25 protein-coding genes and 1 pseudogene are annotated in these 20,233 nt (G+C 49.8%); 25 read left to right on the forward strand and 1 reads right to left on the reverse strand.

Annotated elements, in window-relative coordinates; all coding sequences use genetic code 11:
- Nucleotides 1-227 precede the first annotated feature (227 nt).
- Both VF724_RS07930 and VF724_RS07935 read left to right on the forward strand, forming a co-directional pair.
- Entirely contained in the window at nt 228-440 is a 213-nt protein-coding gene (locus VF724_RS07930) for an FHA domain-containing protein (protein ID WP_371753698.1), read from the forward strand.
- A gap of 113 nt (nt 441-553) precedes the next feature.
- The gene (locus tag VF724_RS07935; RefSeq protein ID WP_371753699.1) at nt 554-2,068 is read left to right on the forward strand and encodes an MDR family MFS transporter; all 1,515 of its coding nucleotides are present in this window, start codon (nt 554-556) and stop codon (nt 2,066-2,068) included.
- Between the two features lie 243 nt (nt 2,069-2,311).
- Here the strand turns inward: VF724_RS07935 and VF724_RS07940 are convergent, their stop codons facing one another.
- The gene (locus VF724_RS07940; protein WP_371753700.1) at nt 2,312-2,584 is read right to left on the reverse strand and encodes a hypothetical protein; all 273 of its coding nucleotides are present in this window, start codon (nt 2,582-2,584) and stop codon (nt 2,312-2,314) included.
- A 161-nt stretch (nt 2,585-2,745) separates the two neighbouring features.
- Between VF724_RS07940 and VF724_RS07945 the strand changes: the two genes are divergently transcribed.
- The 23 genes and pseudogenes from VF724_RS07945 to VF724_RS08055 all read left to right on the forward strand — a co-directional run bounded on the left by VF724_RS07945 (nt 2,746) and on the right by VF724_RS08055 (nt 20,185).
- Nucleotides 2,746-3,123, forward strand: a complete 378-nt coding sequence (locus VF724_RS07945) for a hypothetical protein (protein ID WP_371753701.1) — start codon at nt 2,746-2,748, stop codon at nt 3,121-3,123.
- 21 nt (nt 3,124-3,144) lie between these two features.
- Nucleotides 3,145-3,636, forward strand: a complete 492-nt coding sequence (locus VF724_RS07950) for a hypothetical protein (RefSeq protein WP_371753702.1) — start codon at nt 3,145-3,147, stop codon at nt 3,634-3,636.
- 40 nt (nt 3,637-3,676) lie between these two features.
- A complete protein-coding gene (gene ytxJ / locus VF724_RS07955) occupies nt 3,677-4,018 on the forward strand; it encodes a bacillithiol system redox-active protein YtxJ (RefSeq protein ID WP_371753703.1) in 342 nt (113 codons plus the stop codon).
- 122 nt (nt 4,019-4,140) lie between these two features.
- On the forward strand, nt 4,141-4,677 hold the full coding sequence (locus tag VF724_RS07960) for a hypothetical protein (protein WP_371753704.1): 537 nt from the start codon (nt 4,141-4,143) through the stop codon (nt 4,675-4,677).
- 60 nt (nt 4,678-4,737) lie between these two features.
- Nucleotides 4,738-5,532: a thymidylate synthase gene (gene thyA, locus VF724_RS07965; RefSeq protein WP_371753705.1), complete on the forward strand. Its 795-nt coding sequence runs from the start codon at nt 4,738-4,740 to the stop codon at nt 5,530-5,532.
- Between the two features lie 25 nt (nt 5,533-5,557).
- Nucleotides 5,558-6,043, forward strand: a complete 486-nt coding sequence (locus VF724_RS07970) for a dihydrofolate reductase (protein WP_371753706.1) — start codon at nt 5,558-5,560, stop codon at nt 6,041-6,043.
- 29 nt (nt 6,044-6,072) lie between these two features.
- On the forward strand, nt 6,073-6,339 hold the full coding sequence (locus tag VF724_RS07975; protein WP_371753707.1) for a metal-sensitive transcriptional regulator: 267 nt from the start codon (nt 6,073-6,075) through the stop codon (nt 6,337-6,339).
- A 209-nt stretch (nt 6,340-6,548) separates the two neighbouring features.
- Nucleotides 6,549-6,878 (forward strand): thioredoxin, encoded by a 330-nt coding sequence (trxA, locus tag VF724_RS07980; protein ID WP_371753708.1) that lies wholly within the window; start codon nt 6,549-6,551, stop codon nt 6,876-6,878.
- Between the two features lie 45 nt (nt 6,879-6,923).
- Entirely contained in the window at nt 6,924-7,244 is a 321-nt protein-coding gene (locus tag VF724_RS07985; protein ID WP_371753709.1) for a rhodanese-like domain-containing protein, read from the forward strand.
- Between the two features lie 78 nt (nt 7,245-7,322).
- Entirely contained in the window at nt 7,323-8,462 is a 1,140-nt protein-coding gene (locus tag VF724_RS07990) for an MBL fold metallo-hydrolase (protein WP_371753710.1), read from the forward strand.
- Between the two features lie 80 nt (nt 8,463-8,542).
- Nucleotides 8,543-8,800: a metal-sensitive transcriptional regulator gene (locus VF724_RS07995; RefSeq protein ID WP_371753711.1), complete on the forward strand. Its 258-nt coding sequence runs from the start codon at nt 8,543-8,545 to the stop codon at nt 8,798-8,800.
- A gap of 138 nt (nt 8,801-8,938) precedes the next feature.
- Nucleotides 8,939-9,928, forward strand: a complete 990-nt coding sequence (locus VF724_RS08000) for a potassium channel family protein (protein WP_371753712.1) — start codon at nt 8,939-8,941, stop codon at nt 9,926-9,928.
- An 84-nt stretch (nt 9,929-10,012) separates the two neighbouring features.
- A complete protein-coding gene (locus VF724_RS08005; RefSeq protein ID WP_371753713.1) occupies nt 10,013-11,767 on the forward strand; it encodes a LytS/YhcK type 5TM receptor domain-containing protein in 1,755 nt (584 codons plus the stop codon).
- 1 nt (nt 11,768) lies between these two features.
- Nucleotides 11,769-12,539: a LytR/AlgR family response regulator transcription factor gene (locus tag VF724_RS08010; protein WP_371753714.1), complete on the forward strand. Its 771-nt coding sequence runs from the start codon at nt 11,769-11,771 to the stop codon at nt 12,537-12,539.
- Nucleotides 12,540-12,581: 42 nt separating this feature from the next.
- Nucleotides 12,582-12,926: a DUF485 domain-containing protein gene (locus tag VF724_RS08015; RefSeq protein WP_371753715.1), complete on the forward strand. Its 345-nt coding sequence runs from the start codon at nt 12,582-12,584 to the stop codon at nt 12,924-12,926.
- Complete coding sequence (locus tag VF724_RS08020; RefSeq protein WP_371753716.1) at nt 12,923-14,452, forward strand: solute symporter family protein; 1,530 nt, start codon at nt 12,923-12,925, stop codon at nt 14,450-14,452. The genes VF724_RS08015 and VF724_RS08020 overlap by 4 nt, the downstream gene beginning before the upstream one ends.
- Nucleotides 14,453-14,775: 323 nt before the next feature.
- Nucleotides 14,776-14,943 (forward strand): hypothetical protein, encoded by a 168-nt coding sequence (locus VF724_RS08025; RefSeq protein ID WP_371753717.1) that lies wholly within the window; start codon nt 14,776-14,778, stop codon nt 14,941-14,943.
- Nucleotides 14,944-14,967: 24 nt separating this feature from the next.
- Nucleotides 14,968-16,563 (forward strand): malate synthase A, encoded by a 1,596-nt coding sequence (gene aceB / locus VF724_RS08030; RefSeq protein WP_371753848.1) that lies wholly within the window; start codon nt 14,968-14,970, stop codon nt 16,561-16,563.
- A gap of 51 nt (nt 16,564-16,614) precedes the next feature.
- Nucleotides 16,615-17,910, forward strand: a complete 1,296-nt coding sequence (gene aceA, locus VF724_RS08035) for an isocitrate lyase (protein ID WP_371753718.1) — start codon at nt 16,615-16,617, stop codon at nt 17,908-17,910.
- 510 nt (nt 17,911-18,420) lie between these two features.
- Nucleotides 18,421-18,750, forward strand: a pseudogene (locus VF724_RS08040) (M42 family metallopeptidase); the annotation flags it as partial.
- A 102-nt stretch (nt 18,751-18,852) separates the two neighbouring features.
- On the forward strand, nt 18,853-19,605 hold the full coding sequence (locus VF724_RS08045; RefSeq protein ID WP_371753719.1) for a glycerophosphodiester phosphodiesterase: 753 nt from the start codon (nt 18,853-18,855) through the stop codon (nt 19,603-19,605).
- Between the two features lie 5 nt (nt 19,606-19,610).
- Nucleotides 19,611-19,991, forward strand: coding sequence for an MBL fold metallo-hydrolase (locus VF724_RS08050; RefSeq protein WP_371753720.1), 381 nt, complete (start codon nt 19,611-19,613; stop codon nt 19,989-19,991).
- The gene (locus VF724_RS08055; protein WP_371753721.1) at nt 19,985-20,185 is read left to right on the forward strand and encodes a hypothetical protein; all 201 of its coding nucleotides are present in this window, start codon (nt 19,985-19,987) and stop codon (nt 20,183-20,185) included. Before VF724_RS08050 ends, VF724_RS08055 begins: the two co-directional genes overlap by 7 nt.
- Nucleotides 20,186-20,233: the final 48 nt, after the last annotated feature.

Below are 20,233 nucleotides of genomic sequence, written 5' to 3' on the forward strand. Positions count from 1 at the left end.
TTATTCAGTATTGTCTTTTTCCCTGACTCAATGCGTTCTCGTCTAAATAAATTTCCAACTTTCTTGATTCAGGGTCTTGACATATTACCGCTGGACTTATAATTCCGCTCATGTATACTATTCAGCAAACGCCTAGTGTGTTTTGAAAAAATGCATAAAATCGAATCCATATCTTACATCCGGCAATGAGGAAATCAACTCATCCGCATTCTGGCGCCATAACCGGATTGATTCAACAGGGCGACATCAAGGGGACCTTTAAAGAAACAAATCTTATACGTATGGGAAAATGCAAAACGGCTTTAATCAAAGGTATTGGCCGAAATATTCACTGTGAAATTATCCGTAATGGAGCGCAATATTCTGCCAAAGATTTGGGTTCTGTCAACGTCAGCTATCTCAATGGCAAGAAGCTGGCGACCTCTGGAAGTATGATTTAGAATCTGGACAAAAGTTGAGCGGTCAAGAGCCGAATTCTTCTAGGCGTCCATGAACTGGATGCATGATCAATTCAGTATGCTTAATCAGATAAATAAGGGAAGAAGGAGTAGAGATGAATCATCAAAAAACCAATATTCGGTGGACGGTCGTTTCCCTCATGATGGGGCTTTTGCTCGCATCGCTCGATCAGACGATCGTGTCAACGGCGATGCCGACCATCTTGTCCGAATTCGGGGGCATGGACAAATTCGTTTGGGTGTTTTCCGCATATATGATTGCGAGTGTGGTGTCCATGCCGCTGTTCGGCAAACTGTCCGATATGTATGGAAGAAAGTTGTTCTTTATTACGGGGATTTCCGTTTTCATGATCGGGTCTGCTCTGTGCGGCACTTCGCAGAGCATGACGCAATTGATCATTTACCGGGCCATCCAGGGAATCGGCGGGGGCGCGCTGATGCCGATCACCTTTACGATCATTTTTGACATCTTCCCGCCGGAGAAACGAGGGAAGATGCAGGGGCTGTTCGGAGCGGTGTTCGGCATTTCCAGCGTTTTTGGTCCGATCGCCGGAGCCTATTTTACGGATCATATCAACTGGCGCTGGATTTTCTACATCAATCTGCCGATGGGAATTTTATCCCTTCTGATGCTGCTGGCTTTCTATCATGAATCGCGCGAGCACAAAAAACAAAGCATCGATTGGCTCGGTACGATTATATTTGCCGGTGCGGTGCTGTGCCTGATGTTCGGAATTGAGCTCGGCGGCAAGGAATACGACTGGACATCCTGGCGGATCGTCGGATTATTTGCCGGTTTTGCCGTCCTGCTGCTGGTGTTTTTGTTTGCGGAAATACGTGCCAAAAGCCCGATTATTCCACTTTATCTGTTTAAAATCCGCATGTTTTCCGCGAGTCAGATCGTCAGCTTCTTCTACGGGGCAATTCTGATTTCAAGCGCCACCTATATCCCTTTGTTTGTTCAAGGCGTATACGGAGGAACCGCCACCAATTCCGGACAGGTGCTGACTCCCATGATGCTGGGCGTGGTAGCCAGCAGCATGATTGGCGGAAGATTCATCGGCAAAACGGCTTACCGCAACATCATGCTTGTCTCCGTAGCGATCCTGCTCGTTTCGAGCTTATTGCTGAGCACCATGGAAATCAATACCCCGCGTTGGATGGTTACGATCTACATGATTTTAACCGGTCTTGGCATTGGATCGTCTTTTCCCGTTATTTCGATGTCCTCTCTGCACTATGTGGGTTTTGCGGAAAGGGGCATCGTCACTTCGCTGATCGCCTTTTTCCGGACGATCGGGTCGGCCGTCGGGGTTACGGTACTGGGTGCCCTTCAGGTGGATTACTTTCAGAACAAGCTTCAAGCTATTGCGGCAAATTCCCCGTTAGCCGGTCAACTCGGGGACGGTCATGCGCTGCTTCTGCCGCAGGTGAGATCGCATATTCCCGCAGCCATATTGCAACGCTTAACCGGCGCGCTTGCCGACTCGATCGCTTACATTTATTCATGGACGATTGTTTTTGTTGTGATCGCGGCAGTGATGATCCTGTTGATGGGCAGGACAAAAATGGAGTTCCCTCAGAAAGCAAAGGCTAGGGATGATAAATGATGAATGAAATATCGGAGGAAACAACTGCTGTCCAAACTGAACGATGTACAGACATTCGGAATTTATTTCTTTACACCTTTTTGCGGCACCTGCGCGCTTGCCGAAAAAATGCTGATTGTCAAATGGGAGATCTCCAGCGTCCCCTGCTTGATTTTGGTGAGTCCCCGTATAAACAACCATTTTTTTTCTTCTGGGTTTGTGCCGTGTTGTTCTTAGGTAATCTCCCATAGACTGATGATGTATCTACACAAAGGGAGGTGCTGTAATGGACCACGGATATATCAGCAAACCGATCAATCTGCCATATGCCAATGCGGTTGCGGTAAATCCCATGTATACGGAGCCTGTAAACATTAAATACCAACCGGCCCCTGCAATGCCGGTCGCGTATCCCGTCCCGACCCTGTCACCCGCATTCATATTGGTTCTGTTCATTCTTCTTGCCATTGTTTTGCGTGCCATTTGGTTTGTGTAACTGCTGTTCGGGAGCAGCATCTGCTTTATCGTATTCAGCATTGCCTCCGTATGACAAAGAAATGGTCAAGAACCCCGGCAGCTTGTAGCCCGGGTTCTTGTCGTTTTTTCTTTGCGTTTTTCGTGCATATTTTGACACCCATTTTAAAAATCGACCGATACAATGGTAATTATATAACTCTATTAAAAATGGGGTGTTGAGAATGAATATGAAATGCTCGGTAAAATCTTGCGGTGTGCAGAATATAGAGTTTTTAGCCCTCTTGGATGACGGTGAACGGATGCTGCTCTTATGTCCAGTGCATCAGATGGAGTATGTCACGCAGGGTTTGCAGGAAGAGCCTTCGCTGTTAACCTATAAGAGCAAACATTCAGGCATTGAATGCGAGCTTTGCGGCAGTCCGGCCAGGTATTATGCGGATGAAGTGGAACTGCATTTATGCGGCAGGCATCTGACCAAGCTTCTGAAAAGAAGCCTCTCTCCTGTCGAATACCGAATGCTGGTGGATAAGCATGGGGAATTTGCTTTAGTCGGCGAATTTTATTATGCTAAGGGAGGCTACGCGCTTCAGCCGTTGTAGGTGGAAGGAGGGGCGAAATCATTGTCGGAATCCTTGGCAAATATGAAACTGGTTTCCCAGGAAGTCCTGGAGGAAAGGCTGGAATCGGTGAAAACGCTCCGGGAAGACAGCATGGAATTTTATGAAATCATGAAAGACCGGTTGACGGGGGAACATTATTTGCATTATTCTTATGTTCACATAAATGTGCAGGCTGGAGGACATCGTGAAACTTATCATCACTTTCTTCCTTTGAGCAGCGACGATGTTCTCGAAATGCTTTTTGGCGATCGGCCCTATGAGGATTCCGGGGTATGGAACCGTCTTTTTTTGAGGAACGGACCGGAGGGTTCTTATGTCTGGTTTGATCCTGTGGAAGAACAGGAGTATCAAAAGAACGCAGAAATCGGCAGCAATATTCGGGATACATTGGTCAGATTCAAACAGCGAGGACAATATGACGAAAACGCAACCCGAACAATGCTTGAAAATCTCGAGCGTTTATTGAGAGACGGCGAAAATGGGAGCCAATGAAGTGCACTGAACGACAAATATTGAAAAGGAGAAACCGAAAATGAAGTCTTGGAGAGAGATTAAGACGATTGAAGAGTGGCGGCAAACTTTGCAAGGATCGACGGAGCACCCCGTCATTGTATTTAAGCACAGTACGACTTGTCCGGTCAGCGCAAACGCGTTTCAGGAGTTTCAGGAATACCTTCAGGGGCAGCCGAGAGAGGATGCGGATTACGTGCTGGTGAAGGTGATCGAATCGCGTCCGGTATCCAATCAAATTGCGGAAGACTTGGCAGTCAGACACGCATCCCCGCAAATCATTCTGGTTGATCAGAAGGATTCGGTTTGGAATGCCACCCATTGGTCGATTACGGTTGAGCACATTTCCGCAGTTCTGAACTGATATGATATGGGGAATCGGGGATGAAGCATCCCCGATTTTTTTGTTAAATATGCAATTCGAAGCAATATTCAGCGTTTCCACGGCAGACTGCTCGATTACCGTTTCAGAAAGGGCTGGTGCGCATGTTTGATCCTACGATTTATGAGAATTTAAAAGTGGTGATGGAAGGCGCCGTTTATGATCTGGATTTATCCGGTGAAATAAACATTGTTGAAAGGTCCGACCTCATTGATCTTGCTACGATGTCCAGAACTTATCGGATAGGGTTTCGGGAAACGAAGGGAAACGGGGAATCGAAAGGACAAGCCCTGGCCTTTTTGCAGCTTCATGCTGACATGGAGGACCTTGCGGCAGAGATTTTGGAACAGGACAGAGCCAGCTTTTCCGCGGGCTGTCGGCTGACGCTTTTTTTTGAAACCATCGTCAGGGACATTTCGGCAGACTGCAGGCGGATCAACGAAATGCTGACAGCCGCTTGGGGAGACCGCCCCGTTATTTTACAATCGCTGTCTTTTGATTATCCGTCCGAAAAAGAGCAATGCTACCGAAACCGGATCACAATCGATTTCGGCCGAAAAATTGACGAACGGCAGATCGGGGATTTCCCTCGGTTGTTGGAATTTATGCGGCAATCTCTTCAATCATTGGAACTAACCTGATATAATGATACGTATGATAGTATTTACATGCGCATATGTACTTGATAATGAGGTGAAGGCATGAGGCAATATCTGGATCTGCTTCAGGATATTCTGGATCACGGCGTTCAAAAAAACGACCGGACCGGTACGGGGACGCTTTCCGTATTCGGCAGACAAATGCGATTTGACTTATCGGAAGGCTTTCCTCTGCTGACAACCAAAAAACTGCATATTCGATCGATTGTTCACGAACTGCTCTGGTTTTTGAGCGGGGATACGAATATCAGGTATTTGCAGGAAAACAATGTCACCATTTGGGACGAATGGGCGGATGAGAACGGGGAACTCGGCCCGGTTTACGGCAAACAGTGGCGGTCATGGGAGGCCCCCGACGGTAGGGAAATCGACCAGATCGTACAGGTCGTCGAGCAGATCAAAAACAACCCCGATTCCCGCAGGCACCTTGTATCGGCCTGGAATCCGGCAGATATCGGTCAAATGAAGCTGCCCCCCTGCCATTATGCTTTTCAATTTTACGTGGCGGACGGCAAGCTGTCCTGCATGCTGAGCATGAGAAGCGTCGACACGTTCTTGGGGCTGCCTTTCAACATAGCCAGCTATTCGCTGCTCACGCACATGGTCGCACAGCAATGCGGGCTTGAGCCCGGGGAATTTATATGGACAGGCGGAGACGTTCATATTTATTCGAACCATCTCGAACAGGTACGCCAGCAACTGTCCCGCGAGCCGTATCCGCTTCCCAGATTAATCATCAAGCGAAACCCGGACAGTCTGTTCGATTACCGCTATGAGGATTTTGAAATCGCCGATTATCAAGCGCATCCTCATATCAAGGCCCCGGTAGCGGTATAACTTCTATTGCCTGCGAGGTGATAACGTGTCAATATCCATCATCGTGGCCATGGATCGCAACCGGGTGATCGGCAAGGACAACAAGCTTCCCTGGAGACTTCCTGCAGAATTGGCCTACTTCAAAAAAGTAACGATGGGGCATCCCGTCATCATGGGAAGAAAAACACATCAATCGATCGGCAGACCGCTTCCGGGCCGAAACAATATCGTCATGACGCGTGATTCCGGTTATCAGGCGGAAGGCTGCCAGGTCGTCCATTCCATTGACGAATCGTTGCGGCTGATTGGCGAACGGGAGGCATTTGTGATTGGCGGTGCGGAAATGATCCGATTGTTTTTTTCGCACACCTCCAAATTGTATATCACTTGGATCGATCACGAATTTGAAGGGGACACGTTTTTTCCGGATTTTGATGAAACTCAGTGGACGCTGGTTTCCGAAAAGCCGGGGATTACCGATGACAATAATCCTTATACATATTTTTTCAGAGTGTATAAGCGCAATCATTAATACCTGTATAGGTATAATCGAAGGGGAGGATGCATGTGCTGTATAACGATGAGATCAAAAATCGCCTGAAACGGGTGGAAGGGCAAATTCGGGGCGTTCTGCGGATGATGGAGGAAGACAAACATTGCAAAGACGTAGTCAGCCAAATGAGCGCGGTGCGAAGTGCGGTGGATAAAGCGATTGCGCATGTCGTAGCGTTGAATCTGGAGCAATGCGTCATTGAGGCTCAAAGTGATGGAAAAGACACGAAAAATTTGGTTAAAGAGGCTGTCGAGCTGTTGGTGAAAAGTAAATAACCGGATGGAAACGGGCGAGTAACACCGTTTTGAAAGCTGCGGCTATGATTCGTGAATACCCTTGCCGGATCGCGGGAATCCTATTTCCGTCCGATCGGAATGGGGTATTTTATTTTTATTGCGCGGGGGTTGACAAAAGAATAATTACCATATTATATTAATAACATACCTATGGGGGTATATGTATAGAAGAAGGAGTTGAGTAGAGAATGGCCATTATTCAGGTAAATGACAGCAACTTCGATGAGAAGGTTCTGCAGTCCGATAAACTGGTTGTTGTTGATTTCTGGGCCGAGTGGTGCGCACCCTGCCGCCTGATTGCCCCGATCTTGGAAGAAATCGACAAAGAGCTGAACGACCAGATTCTAATCGCCAAGTTGAATGTTGACGAGAATCCGGTAACAGCTGCGAAGCATCAAATTATGGGAATTCCAACCATGAAATTTTTCAAAGGCGGCAAAACCGTTAATGTCACGGTCGGACTGCAGCCGAAGAATCAATTGCTCAGCATGATCAAGCCTCATTTACAAAATGCTTAATTAGAATAAAAAATTAAAATACCACATTTCAGGAGGAGAAAACAAATGGCATATCAAGCAACAAAACAAGCAACTGGTGCAGAAGTAGAGGAAAGAATTAAAAACAATGAAGAGGTAAACATTATTGATGTGCGCGAGGATGTTGAGTGGATTTCCGGACATATTCCTCAAGCTAAACACATTCCATTAGGACAGCTGTTGCAGCGTTTGGATGAACTTGACAAAAACAAGGAGTATATCATGGTATGTGCGGGTGGCAACCGCAGCTCTTTGGCATGCGAGTTCCTTTCCGAAAGAGGGTACGACGTAACAAACCTGATCGGCGGAATGTCCCGTTGGAGAGGCGAAGTTGCAACTGGACGTTAAGTTCAGCAGCTTTTTATTATTCAGATCTATAAAATCATAACATTTCTGTAATCAAAATCTGATTTCGGAGGGATTCTGGTGACACAGCTACCATCAATTTCCGTTGAAGAGCTACACAGAAGAATGAATTCCGGTGAAAAGGTTTTTGTGCTTGATGTCAGGGGCGCCCAGGCATACTCTGAGTGGAAAATCAATCACAAAAACTTAACCTCCGTCAACATCACGAACTCAACCTTCCTGAAGGGCGATGAACGTACTTTTGATCCTCTTCCGAAGGATCAGGACATCATCGTTGTTTGCGCGAAAGGAAAAACTGCCCAGGAAGTAACGAACATGCTGCTGGGCAAAGGCTACCGTGCCGTTTATCTTGAAGGCGGGATGGAGTCATGGAGCCAATTTTACTATCCGACAACCGTCACGAAAGATGACAAGATGGAAGTCATTCAAATTAACCGTCTGGCCAAAGGCTGCTTGTCTTACATGATTGTTTCCGAAGGTACGGCCTTGGTGATCGATCCCAGCATTAAAACGGATGTCTATACGAAATTGGCTGCCGAAAAGAACGCCAAAGTCGCTCATATTATGGATTCTCACTGCCATGCCGACCATATTTCCGGAGGTTCTAAGCTGGCCTCGGAAACGGGCGCGACATACTACATTTCTTCCAGTGAAGTTCAAGGCACCAATCTGAAGTACGAGCCGTTGGAAAAACATGATTCCGTCAAATTCGGCAGCGTAGAGGTTGAAGTTATTCCGGTTCCGACACCTGGACATACGCCGGGATCCACTTCCTTCTTCGTCAATCGGAAGTACCTGATGTCAGGGGATACGATTTTTGTCGGCGGTCTGGGCAGACCGGACTTGGGCGGCAAAGCCAAAGAATGGGCAGAGGACTTGTACGATACGGTATTCAAAAAAGTCAGCGATATGCCGGATGACGTATTTGTATTGCCTGCGCATTTCGGGGATATCAGTGAAATTAACGATAACGGAATCGTTGGAGCAACTTTGGGTGAAATTCGCGACGCAAATGAAATTATGAGAACGACGGACCGTGCGAAGTTCACCGAAACTGTGGCTTCGGCGGCCTCCACTTTGAAACCGCCGAACTTTGAAGAAATTGTATCCATCAACCGCGGCGAGATTTTCGTGGATATGGCGAGAGCAGCCGAGCTGGAAATCGGACCGAACCGCTGCGCGGTACATCACGCCACCTGACCTTTGAACTGTAAACGGATGACAGCATGAAGCCGTCATTATAAAAATATCGACCGAATTTGGGCGAAGGACAGATTAGGATGAAATACGACAAACAAATCATGGACCGGTTGCGAAGGGTGGAAGGCCAAATTCGCGGCATCCTGAAGATGATGGAAGCGGAAAAGAGCTGCAAGGATGTCGTCAGTCAAATGACGGCTGTGCGAAGCGCGGTAGATAAAGCGATAGCTTATGCCGTTGCGCTGAACCTTGAACAATGTGTTCTTGAAGCGTCGGAGGACGATTCCAGAGATTTTATCCAAGAAGCGGTCGATCTGATGACCAGAAGCAAGTCTTAACGAATTGAAGGCCGTATTTCGCGGCCTTTTTTTGCTTTTTCAACATTATTCGCGTTCCTCCGAGAAATTTGTATGCCAATTATGGTATTCTATATGTGGTTCGGGAATTTAGTTCTGGAATCATTACGGAGGTTTGCTATGCGGATATTGAGACAGTTGTCCATCGCGTTGACGCTTATGATCATCGTCATCATCATCGGCACCGCAGGTTTTGTTCTGCTGGAAAAGCTGAGTCTTTTCGATTCGCTGTGGCTGACCGTGATAACTGTGCTGACGGTTGGCTACGGAGATACCTTTCCAAAAACCTTAGCGGGCAAAATTTTCGCGCTGGCGATCATTCCCGTCGGCATCGGCATCGTCACCTATGCCATAGGAACAATAACCGCAGGCCTTGTAGAAGGGCATTTTTCCAAATCGGTGGGGAGAAAGAGGATGGACAGGAAGATCAGTCAATTGCGTGATCATTACATCATATGCGGTTACGGAAGGGTCGGACAGCAGGTCGCTGCCCAGCTTCAAGCTGAAAAAGTGCCGATCGTCGTGATTGATCGAATATGGGAACATCCGGATGCTCATATGTCATCCTTGCTGTATATTGAAGGAGATGCGACGGGAGACGGCATATTGGTAAGGGCGGGTATTGAGCACGCTGCGGGATTGGCGGCTTGCCTTCCGGGGGATGCGGACAATGTGTTCATCGCCTTGACAGCCAAGGGAATCCGGCCCGGCATTCAAATCGCGGCCAGGGCGGAGCGTCCCGAAGCCGAAGAGATTCTGATCCGAGCGGGCGCGGACAAAGTTATCAATCCCTCCAGCATCGGCGGGAAACGAATGGCCATGTCCTTATTGAAGCCGGCCAGTGTGGAATATATCGATACGATTCTTCAGTCGCGCCAACAGGAATTCAGCGTAGAGGAGATTGTAATTTCCGCTTCGTCGGATTTGGTGAATCAAAGCATCCGTCAGGTTGATGTCCGGGAAAAATTCGGGATCAACATCGTGGCCGTGAAGACGGACAGAAAATTGCATACGAGTCCCAAAGCGGACTACATCTTCAGGGAATTTGACACACTAATCGTATTTGGTTCCAGGGAAGATCTGATCCGGTTCGAACAGGCGGCGAAATAATTATCCAATGAAATGGCATTGACGAGTCCTGACATTTCATTATAAATTGATCATGAATCTTCATTTGCGAAAAAGGGGATTGCCGTGGAAGATCTGACGTTGATTATGTTTCAACGAATGGGAACGCTGCTGATCATGACCTTTATGTTGACCCGCTTTCCTTTATTCAGACAGCTGCTCGATCGGGAAGTCAACATCAGCACTTCCGTGTATTTCTCCGTCCTATTCGGCCTGTTCGGAATAGCCGGTACCTATGCGGGAGTGGTGATTCACGACGGTGTTCCGAATCCTTCCTTTTGGCTTTTTACCCTGAACGGCAATGATACGATCGCCCATTCCGGACTGGTCGGCGTCGTCATCGGAGGATTGTTCGGCGGTCCGGTGGTCGGTCTCAGCTCGGGCATCATTACCGGCTTCCATCTTTATACGCTGGGCGGATTCGCCGCGCTGGCGAACGCCCTCGCCGCCCCGGTTACCGGTTTGTTCGCCGGCTGGATCGGAAGATTCTTTTCGCAGGAGCGTGTGATATCCGCTACAAAAGCTTTATTCATCGGAATGTTCGCTCCGATCCTGTTAATGGGTTTTATTTTGATTTTCTCTTCCTCTCCCGAGGTAAGCATACCGATCGTCAATATAATCGGCATTCCGATGGTCATTACCAACAGCATCTCAATCGCCATCTTTACGACGATGTTTCGGGTTGCCTTGAAGGAGGAAGAAAGGGCAGCGGCTTTTGAAACCCAACGCGCATTAAAAATTGCGGATTTGACGATCCCTCATCTGAAGCAGGGGCTGACGGCGGATACCGCAAACGCAACTGCGGAATTATTGATGCGTGAATTGAAAGCGGCTGCAGTGGCGGTAGCGGACACGGATCATATTTTGTCGCATGTCGGCATCGGCAGATCCCATCATCATCCGGGAGAAAAATTGCAAACCGAGCTGTTGTATAAGGCGATCGCGACAGGGAGCATCCAAATCGCATACCGCAGGAGCCAAATTCAATGCGCACACAAAAAATGCCCTCTCGGCGCGAGCATTATCGTGCCGATCAGCCAGGCCGGCCATGTTGCCGGGCTGATCAACATTTATTACAAACGTCCTCAGCAGATACGTTCGGTGGAAATTGTGCTGGCCAAAGGTTTGGGAAAGCTCATCTCCAGTCAATTGAGTCTGGCTATGAGCGAAAAAATCTCCAGACTCATGAAGGATACAGAGCTTCGCGTGCTGCAGGCCCAGATCAATCCGCATTTTTTGTTCAATACGCTGAATTCGATTGTCACTCTGATCCGGACGGATCCCCAGCTGGCCCGCCATGTGACCGTTCATTTGGGCAATTTCATGCGGCAGAATCTGAAGATCACGTCCTCACGGCTGATTCCCATAGCGCAGGAAATGAATCATTTGAACAGCTATCTTGAAATCATCCGTATTCGGTTTGCCGACCAAATCTCCATTGTTTGCGAAGTCGACGAGGAGTTGGCTGACGTCCTCATTCCGACGGCCACGCTTCAGCCGCTTGTGGAAAATTGCATCAATCACGGCCTGAAGGAGAAGTCCGCCAATGGAAAGATTGCCGTCCAGATCCGCAAAAAGGCAGACCGCGTACAGGTGAGCATCGAAGACAACGGTTCGGGAATCCCCGGGCATATTCTTCCTTTGCTGGGAGAAGTGCCGATCAGCAGCAGCGAGGGAAACGGCATCGGGGTGCATAACGTGAACCATCGATTAATCAGCCTGCTGGGTGTGCAATCAAGGCTTCAGATCCGGAACAAAACCGAAGGCGGCAGCCGGATTACGTTTTCCATTCCAATCCATGTGCAAGAAAGGACGGGATAAGATGAGCATTCGAGTGATGGTTGCGGAAGATGAGCGCTTGGCCAGAGAAGAACTGGTGTATTTGCTGGAGCAGGAAGACGGAATCGAAATCCTGCCGCAGGCGAACAACGGCCGGGAACTGCTGCAGTATATAGAGCAATTTGAACCGGATGTCATTTTTGTCGACATCCAGATGCCTGAAATATCCGGGCTTCAGGCGGCCCGCATGTTATCCTCGCGCAAAAATCCGCCAATGATCGTTTTTACGACAGCACACGAGGATTATGCGGTGGAAGCGTTCGGACTGAATGCGCTGGATTATTTGCTGAAGCCTTACGATCATCACCGGTTGAAGGAGACGATCAACCGCATCCGCAGCCGGATGCTGCCGAAAGCAAAAACCGACGAAGCCTTGTCCCCGAAGGCATCGAACGGCCGGATGCAGGGAACGCCGGGCAGGTTCACCAAATTGGTGATTGACGACGGAAGCCGCAAAATTTTGATAGACCCTGCCGCCATCCTGTACGCCGAACGAGATGAACGCAGTGTTCATATTCATACGACGGATCAAAAGTATTCCACCAAAATGACGCTTCAGCAGTTGGAGGAACGGTTGCATGAATATCCCTTCTTCCGCCCCCACCGCAGCTATCTGGTCAATTTGAACATGATTCTGGAACTGGTTCCATGGTTTAACGGAGCGTATAATGTGATTTTAAAAGATCATCAGCGGACGCAAATTCCCGTTTCGCGTTCTTCGGTGAAAGATCTGCTGGATCTGTTGGAAAGTTAAGCTTCTCGCGTTAGCCGATCATCAGGAAAGGACGGGATTGAATTGAAATTGCCCGGCGCGGAAAGATTGCGTTCAGATGTGCTGATCCAAGTATTGCTGAAGCGGAAAAAAAGCTTCATCATCCCAGCAACCCTATTTTTTCTTTCATTTTATTTTACTTTGCCGGTTCTGACTTCATTTTATCCCGAAATTGTAAACGTTATCATCTGGCGGGGGATTTCACTTGCATGGATGCTCGCCTTTGCCCAATTCGTCATGACGGGCTTGATCGTTGTGCTTTATATTTGGAAAGCCCATCGTTATGACACTTTGGTGGAAAAAATCCGCATGGAACGGCTGCGGGAGTACGAAGATTCGATCAGCGGCGGGGAGAAGGTGAATACATGAATCCGACCGGATTTGTATTTTTCGTCTCCATCGTTATCGGAACGCTGGTGATTACTTACTATGCTTCGCAGCGGATGACCAATCCCAACGACTTTTATGCGGCCGGTCATGAATTGAACGGAATTCAGAACGGGTTTGCCATCGCCGGTGATTATATGAGCGCAGCTTCCTTTCTGGGCATTACCGGCTCCATCGCTTTGTACGGCTATGACGGTTTTTTTTATTCCATCGGATTTTTCGTCTCATATCTCGTGCTTCTGCTGATTGTTGCCGAACCGCTGCACAATCTCGGCAAATATACGGTCGCGGACGCGGTTCATGTGCGGTTTCGGTCCAGGAAGTTGAGGGGGGTCATCGCTTTAAATACACTCTCGATTTCCGTCATTTACATGATTGCCCAACTGGTGGGGGCAGGGGCGCTGATTCATCTGCTGTTGAACATTGACAACTCTTCCGCGATCCTGATTGTGGGCATACTGATGACCACCTACGTCGTTTTCGGGGGGATGATCGCCACCTCATGGGTGCAAATTATCAAATCGATTTTGCTGTTGGCCGGAACGCTGATCATGAGCCTGATCATCTTTTCCCGGTTCGGCTGGAGCTTGCAGAACATGTTTAGTTCTGTAGCGACGGCAACCCCTTTAGGGGATAAATTTCTGCAGCCGGGAAATCAGTACGACAATCCGATCGATACGTTATCGTTCAATTTGGCGTTGATTCTGGGGACGGCGGGACTTCCGCACATCCTGGTTCGGCTATTCACGGTCAGAGAAACAAAAACCGCGCGTTTTTCCGTAGTGACGGCGACCGGCGTCATCGGAATTTATTATATCATGACGATCTTTCTCGGCTTCGGCGCCGCTTCGTTTGTCGGTTGGCGGCAGTTGGAGGAAGCGGGTTATGCAGGAAATTTGGCGGCTCCGCTGCTTGCCAACGCTCTGGGGGGAGAATTCCTGATGGCGTTTATTTCAGCGGTGGCTTTCGCCACGATTCTGGCGGTCGTATCCGGACTAGTGCTGTCGGCATCCTCCGCTTTTGCCCATGATTTTTACAGCAGTATTTTTCGCCGGGGAACCGCTTCGGAGAAAGAGCAGATGTATGCGGCCAAGCTGTCCTCGATAGGCGTTGGATTGATCTCAATCGTACTGGCAATCGGCGCCCAGAAGCTGAATGTGGCGTTTCTTGTGGCCTTGGCGTTTGCCGTTGCAGCTTCGGCGAATCTGCCGATGATTGTGCTGATCCTGTTTTGGAAAAAATTCAATCCCGCCGGAGCGATCGCCGGCATCCTGACAGGCTTGGCCTCATCGATCATTCTGGTCCTGCTGAGTCCGAATGTGATGGATCCTGTAGACGGCTGGATTCGGGTGAAAGCGCTGTTCCCTCTTGAAAATCCGGGCATCATTTCGATCCCATTGGGCTTTGCCGGAGCGATCATCGGCACCTTAATATCCGGAAAGCCCAGTGACCAGCGATATGATCGCTTCTTGTTCCAAGCATTGACCGGCATGAAACCGGAAAAATGATTTTTTTCATATCTCAGGGGCTGGCCCTCAAGCTGATAACTTGGGGGACAGCCCCTATTATTGCCACGCCAGAATTTATAAGTTTCCGATCATTTTGAAGGGCAAATTCTTTTCTTATACACTCTATTAATTTATGATGATAAAACTGTTATATATCAGATGATTAAATATTTTTTTGTAATTCCGAAGACATATAAAAATAAATTTTGTTAAAAATCCATGAACTATAGTGACAAAACAAAAAATGCTGTTATATAATAAAAAACATAAAATATATCTGTAGTATAACAAAACTGTAATATAACAGAAGGAGGATGAAGGATATGGATTGTCATGATTGCCAAGGAAACGGAGAGCTGGATTGCCCGAAATGCAGCGGACGCGGAAAGGATCGGAACGGTGAAGTTTGCCATGACTGTTCCGGTGAAGGAAGCACCACCTGCTACAGATGCAACGGAAGCGGTTATTTGGAAACGGCGGCTAATTATTGAGGAGGGGAGGAATCGTCAATGTCGATGAAAACAGAGCTTGAAGATTTGCGGATCCAGGGCAGCGAATCGAAACGCTACGCCGAAATCTTGACCCCGGAAGCTCTGCTTTTTGTATGGAAGCTCCACCGTGAATTTTCCGGACGTCTCCGCGAATTGATGGAGATGCGCGAGCAAAGGCAGAAACGCTTTGATCAAGGCATGCTGCCCGATTTTCTGGAAGAAACGAGATGGATTCGGGAAGGCGGCTGGACGATTGCCCCGATTCCCGATGATCTTCAGGACAGAAGGGTGGAAATTACGGGACCCGCCGGTGACGCCAAAATGGTCATCAATGCCTTGAACTCCGGAGCCAGAGTTTATATGGCGGATTTTGAAGACGCCAATTCGCCGAACTGGAAGAACACGATTGAAGGCCAGTTGAATCTGCACTATGCGATCAACGGAAGCCTTGAGTATGTGAGCGAGCAGGGCAGGATCTACCGGCTGCACGAACAGACAGCCACGCTGCTTGTAAGGCCCAGAGGCTTGCATTTGCCGGAAAAGCACGTATTGATCGGCGGCGAGCCTGTGCCGGCGAGCTTGTTCGATTTCGGAATGTTTATGTTCCACAACGCCGAGCCGTTGATGGACAAAGGCTCGGGACCCTACTTCTACCTGCCAAAACTGGAAAGCCACCTGGAAGCGCGCTGGTGGAACGATGTTTTCGTTTATGCTCAACGCGAGCTTGGAATACCTCAGGGAACGATCAAAGCTACGGTGCTGATCGAGACGATTCTGGCGGCCTTTGAGGCCGATGAGATTTTGTATGAATTGCGCGAGCACAGCTGCGGGTTGAACTGCGGCCGGTGGGATTATATTTTCAGCTATATCAAGAAGTTCAGAAACAACCCGAAATTCATTCTTCCGGATCGGGCCCAGGTCACGATGACCGTGCCGTTCATGAAGGCATATACCTCATATGTGGTCAAAACATGCCATAAGCGAAATGCTCACGCGATCGGCGGCATGGCCGCGCAGATTCCGATCAAGAGCGATCCCGCAGCCAATGAGGAAGCGATGAGGAGGGTGCTTGCAGACAAGCAAAGAGAAGCTCAGGAAGGCCATGACGGGACCTGGGTGGCTCATCCCGGTTTGGTGCAGGTCGCCATGACGGCCTTCAATCAGTGGATGCCGAAGGCGAATCAGATTGAAAGAAAACGTGAGGATGTGCGTGTAACGGCGGAGGATCTTCTAGCGGTGCCCGAAGGGACGATCACCGAAAAAGGACTGCGCACGAACGTCAGCGTCGCGATTCAATATATGGAAGCCTGGTTGAGAGGGTATGGGGCGGTCCCGATCTTCAACCTGATGGAGGATGCGGCCACAGCGGAAATTTCCCGGGCTCAAGTATGGCAGTGGATCCGCAGCCCGTACGGCGTGCTGCAGGATGACCGCAAGATCACGCTGGAAATGGTAAACGGCATCGTCCAAGAGGAGTTGCGCAAAATTCGTGCTGCTGCGGGGGATGAGGCTTTTGAGAACGGAAAGTACGCTCAGGCGGCCGAATTGTTCCTTAGGCTGGTGCAGGACGACGAATTTACCGAGTTCCTGACCATGCCGGGCTACGATTATTTGGATTGATGGAATTTATCAATTGGATTCATAAACTTTAAATAAAAGGGGAGAAAACAAATGGAAAATCGTAAAAAGCAAGCTGCAGATCAACTGAGGGAGCAATGGAAGTCAGAGCGTTGGAAAGGAATTACCCGTCCTTATTCGGCGGAAGACGTCGTACGCCTCCGCGGTTCCGTAATGATCGAGCATACGCTGGCCAAACGCGGAGCCGCACGCTTATGGAAGCAGCTTCATACCGAGGATTACATCAACGCGCTTGGCGCTTTAACCGGAAATCAGGCGGTGCAGCAGGTCAAAGCAGGCCTGCAGGCGATCTATTTGAGCGGATGGCAGGTCGCTGCCGATGCCAACCTTTCCGGACATATGTACCCGGATCAGAGCCTGTACCCGGCCAACAGCGTACCGCATGTCGTCAAGAGGATCAACCAGGCGCTGCAGCGCGCCGATCAAATCCAATATTCCGAAGGCAAGGGCGACATTGATTTCTTCGTGCCGATCGTCGCCGATGCGGAGGCCGGGTTCGGCGGACCGCTGAACGTCTTTGAATTGATGAAAATGATGATCGAATCCGGTGCTGCGGCCGTTCACTTCGAAGACCAGCTGTCCTCCGAGAAAAAATGCGGACATATGGGCGGCAAGGTGCTGCTTCCGACCCAGCAAGCCGTCAAAAATCTCGTTGCCGCCCGTTTCGCCGCCGATGTCATGGGCACGGAGACGATCGTCATTGCCAGAACCGATGCGAACGCAGCACGGCTTTTGACCAGCGACGCCGATTCCTACGATCATCCTTTCCTGACCGGACAGCGTTCCCCGGAAGGCTTTTACTATGTGAGAGAAGGCCTGGATCAGGCGATCGCCAGAGGCTTGGCCTATGCTCCGTACGCCGACATGATCTGGTGCGAAACCTCCGAGCCGAACCTGGAGGAAGCTAGAAGATTCGCCGACGCCATTCATGCGAAATACCCGGACAAAATGCTCGCCTATAACTGCTCGCCTTCCTTCAACTGGAAGCGGAAGCTGGATGAGGATACGATCGCGAATTTCCAGAAGGAGCTGGCCAAAATGGGCTACAAGTTCCAGTTCGTCACACTGGCCGGTTTCCATGCGCTCAACCACAGCATGTTCGAGCTGGCTCGGGCCTACAAGGAAAGAGGAATGGCCGCCTATTCCGAATTGCAGCAGGCCGAATTCAGCAGCGAGGCTTACGGTTATGAAGCGACACGGCACCAACGCGAGGTCGGCACCGGCTACTTCGACGAAGTGGCTCAAGCGATTGCCGGAGGAAACTCCTCGACTACGGCGCTGACCGGTTCTACCGAAGAGGAACAGTTTACGCCGGCGCATACGGTTTAATCGTTTCCGATATTGACAGCATCAACAGCATCAACAGCTCGACAAGCATCGAAAGCAGAAGTTTTTTGCAATCATTCGCGAAGCCGCCGGATTACCGGCGGCTTTTGCTGGTGCGCTTGGCAGCGCATCGTGCTAACGGGTGAAAGACCCGAACACACCGCGAGGTGGCGGAAGTGTATGGCTGACCAGCAGTGCTCTGGCCGCAAGGCAGTGTGCGGAGGGTTGGAAGGCAAACCCCGGAACAGGCGGCATCAACCATGTTGGCTGGCGAAGTCGGATAACCCTGCCAGAGAAGGGGACGTCCAATACCACCATTGGCTTCGAAAGTTCGGAGCAGTGGTAACTCCAGCGCCGGATTGTTAGAATAAAATGGAGATTATTTGCAAATGAAAGCAGTAAATGTGTAAACAAAAGCTGCTTTCGGCGGAAAGGAACGGCCTGATATGCTCAAGAATCAAGTGGATCGGCAATATTTGCTTCACATGTTGGAGGATTTACTGAATATCCCCAGTCGCGGTCGATATGGGAGCGCTCGGCGACGATTTGAACGGATCGGAGCAGGCGGTTTCGATATGCGCCAAAGATTCGAGCGGCCCTTGCGATTACCGGATCGTCAGCCGGATGATCGAACTGGCCGAGCGGGAACGCTTGGCCTATCCGGTAGACATATCCCCCCATTACGGCTCCGACGCGTCGGCGGCGCTGAGGGGCGGCGGCAATATCCGTGCGGGCCTTGTAGGCCCCGGTGTTCACGCTTCACACGGTATGGAGCGAACGCATCTCGACTCCATCGTCCAGACGGCGGCGCTTTTGGCGGCGTACGTGACGGAACCGCTATAATCACTGAATGCTTGCTTGTTATACGTGATCGAAGGGGAATAACGGGATGATAAGAGAATATCTTGATTGAATAAGGAATATCCAGAGCGAAAGGGGTTCGTTATGCAACCGCTCATCATTGCCCACCGCGGGGCTTCGGGGGAGGCGCCGGAAAATACCTTGTCGGCCTTCAGGGTGGCCATCGTCCAGCATGCCGACGGGATTGAATTGGATGTGCAGATGACGAAAGACGGCCGCATCGTCGTCATTCACGATGAGACCCTGGACCGGACAACCGATTCAAGCGGGCTGGTCGCAGGCATGACCTATGAGCAAATCCGCCGCGCGGATGCCGGCCATGGCTTCAAAGCGTATGCGGGTGAGCGGGTTCCGCTGCTGTCGGAAGTGCTGGAGCTTTTGGCTCCGACCCGTATGTTGTTGAACATTGAGTTGAAGAACGGCATCATCCCGTATCCCGAAATGGAAGAAGGGGTGATTCGACTTGTCCGGCAGTACGCGATGGAGCGGCGGGTGATCTTGTCCTCGTTCAATCATTACAGCCTCGTCAAGCTGGCCGAACTTGCTCCCGATCTGGAACGAGCCGTCTTGTATGCAGCCGGTTTGTTCGAGCCGTGGGATTACGCTTTGCGGCTTGGTGCGAATGCAATCCATCCGCTGCACTACAGCGCCGTTCCGGAAATCGTTCAGGGCGCGCACCGGGCGGGCTTGAAAATCCGTCCCTACACCGTGGATCGGGAGGAAGATATCCGCCGAATGATTGCGAACGAAGTGGACGCCGTCATCACGAATTATCCCCTGCGCATGAAACGGATTTTGGAAGATGGAGACGGAAAAACCGGCGGTCAGCGAAAATAAAGAGCATGGGAAAATTCGGCAAAAATAAGCGCCAACCGGTCATCACTTGGATCGAGCATGCGACCTTTCTGATCCGGATGGAAGGCTTGAATATAGTGACGGATCCGGCCGCCATGCCTGAGATCGATGTTGTGCTGATTTCCCACAGCCATTATGATCATTTTCATTTTCCATCGCTGCGCAGCGTGAAAGGAGATTCCGTATTTTTTGTGCCCGAGGGGTTGAGCGGTCCGCTGATACGTAATGATTTTCGAAGGACGAGGGAACTGAGCTGGTGGTCTTCGGTGGAACTTGCCGGCGTCCGATTCAGCTTTGTTCCGGCTCAGCATTGGACACAGAGGACGCCCTGGGACATGAATGCTTCCCACTGGGGGGATGGGTGCTGAAATCCTTGGCTGCCGGAGATTGTTCTCCCTCCGTTTATTTTATTCCAATGCATTACGGCGCTTTACGCCTGGCCGATGATACGCCCCGAAAAGCGCTTGACGGTTTGGAACAGGCCTGGCTGAACCGTGGACTTCCCGGCACCGGATTAAAAATCCTCAAACTGGGGGAAATATTCCGTTTGCAAAGCTTGTAAAATCGTGTCCTTCTTCTAGGCGACCGCATAGTATAAAACACGCTATTT

The sequence above is a fragment of the Ferviditalea candida genome (genome assembly GCF_035282765.1).
Classification (GTDB): Bacteria; Bacillota; Bacilli; order Paenibacillales; family KCTC-25726; genus Ferviditalea; species Ferviditalea candida.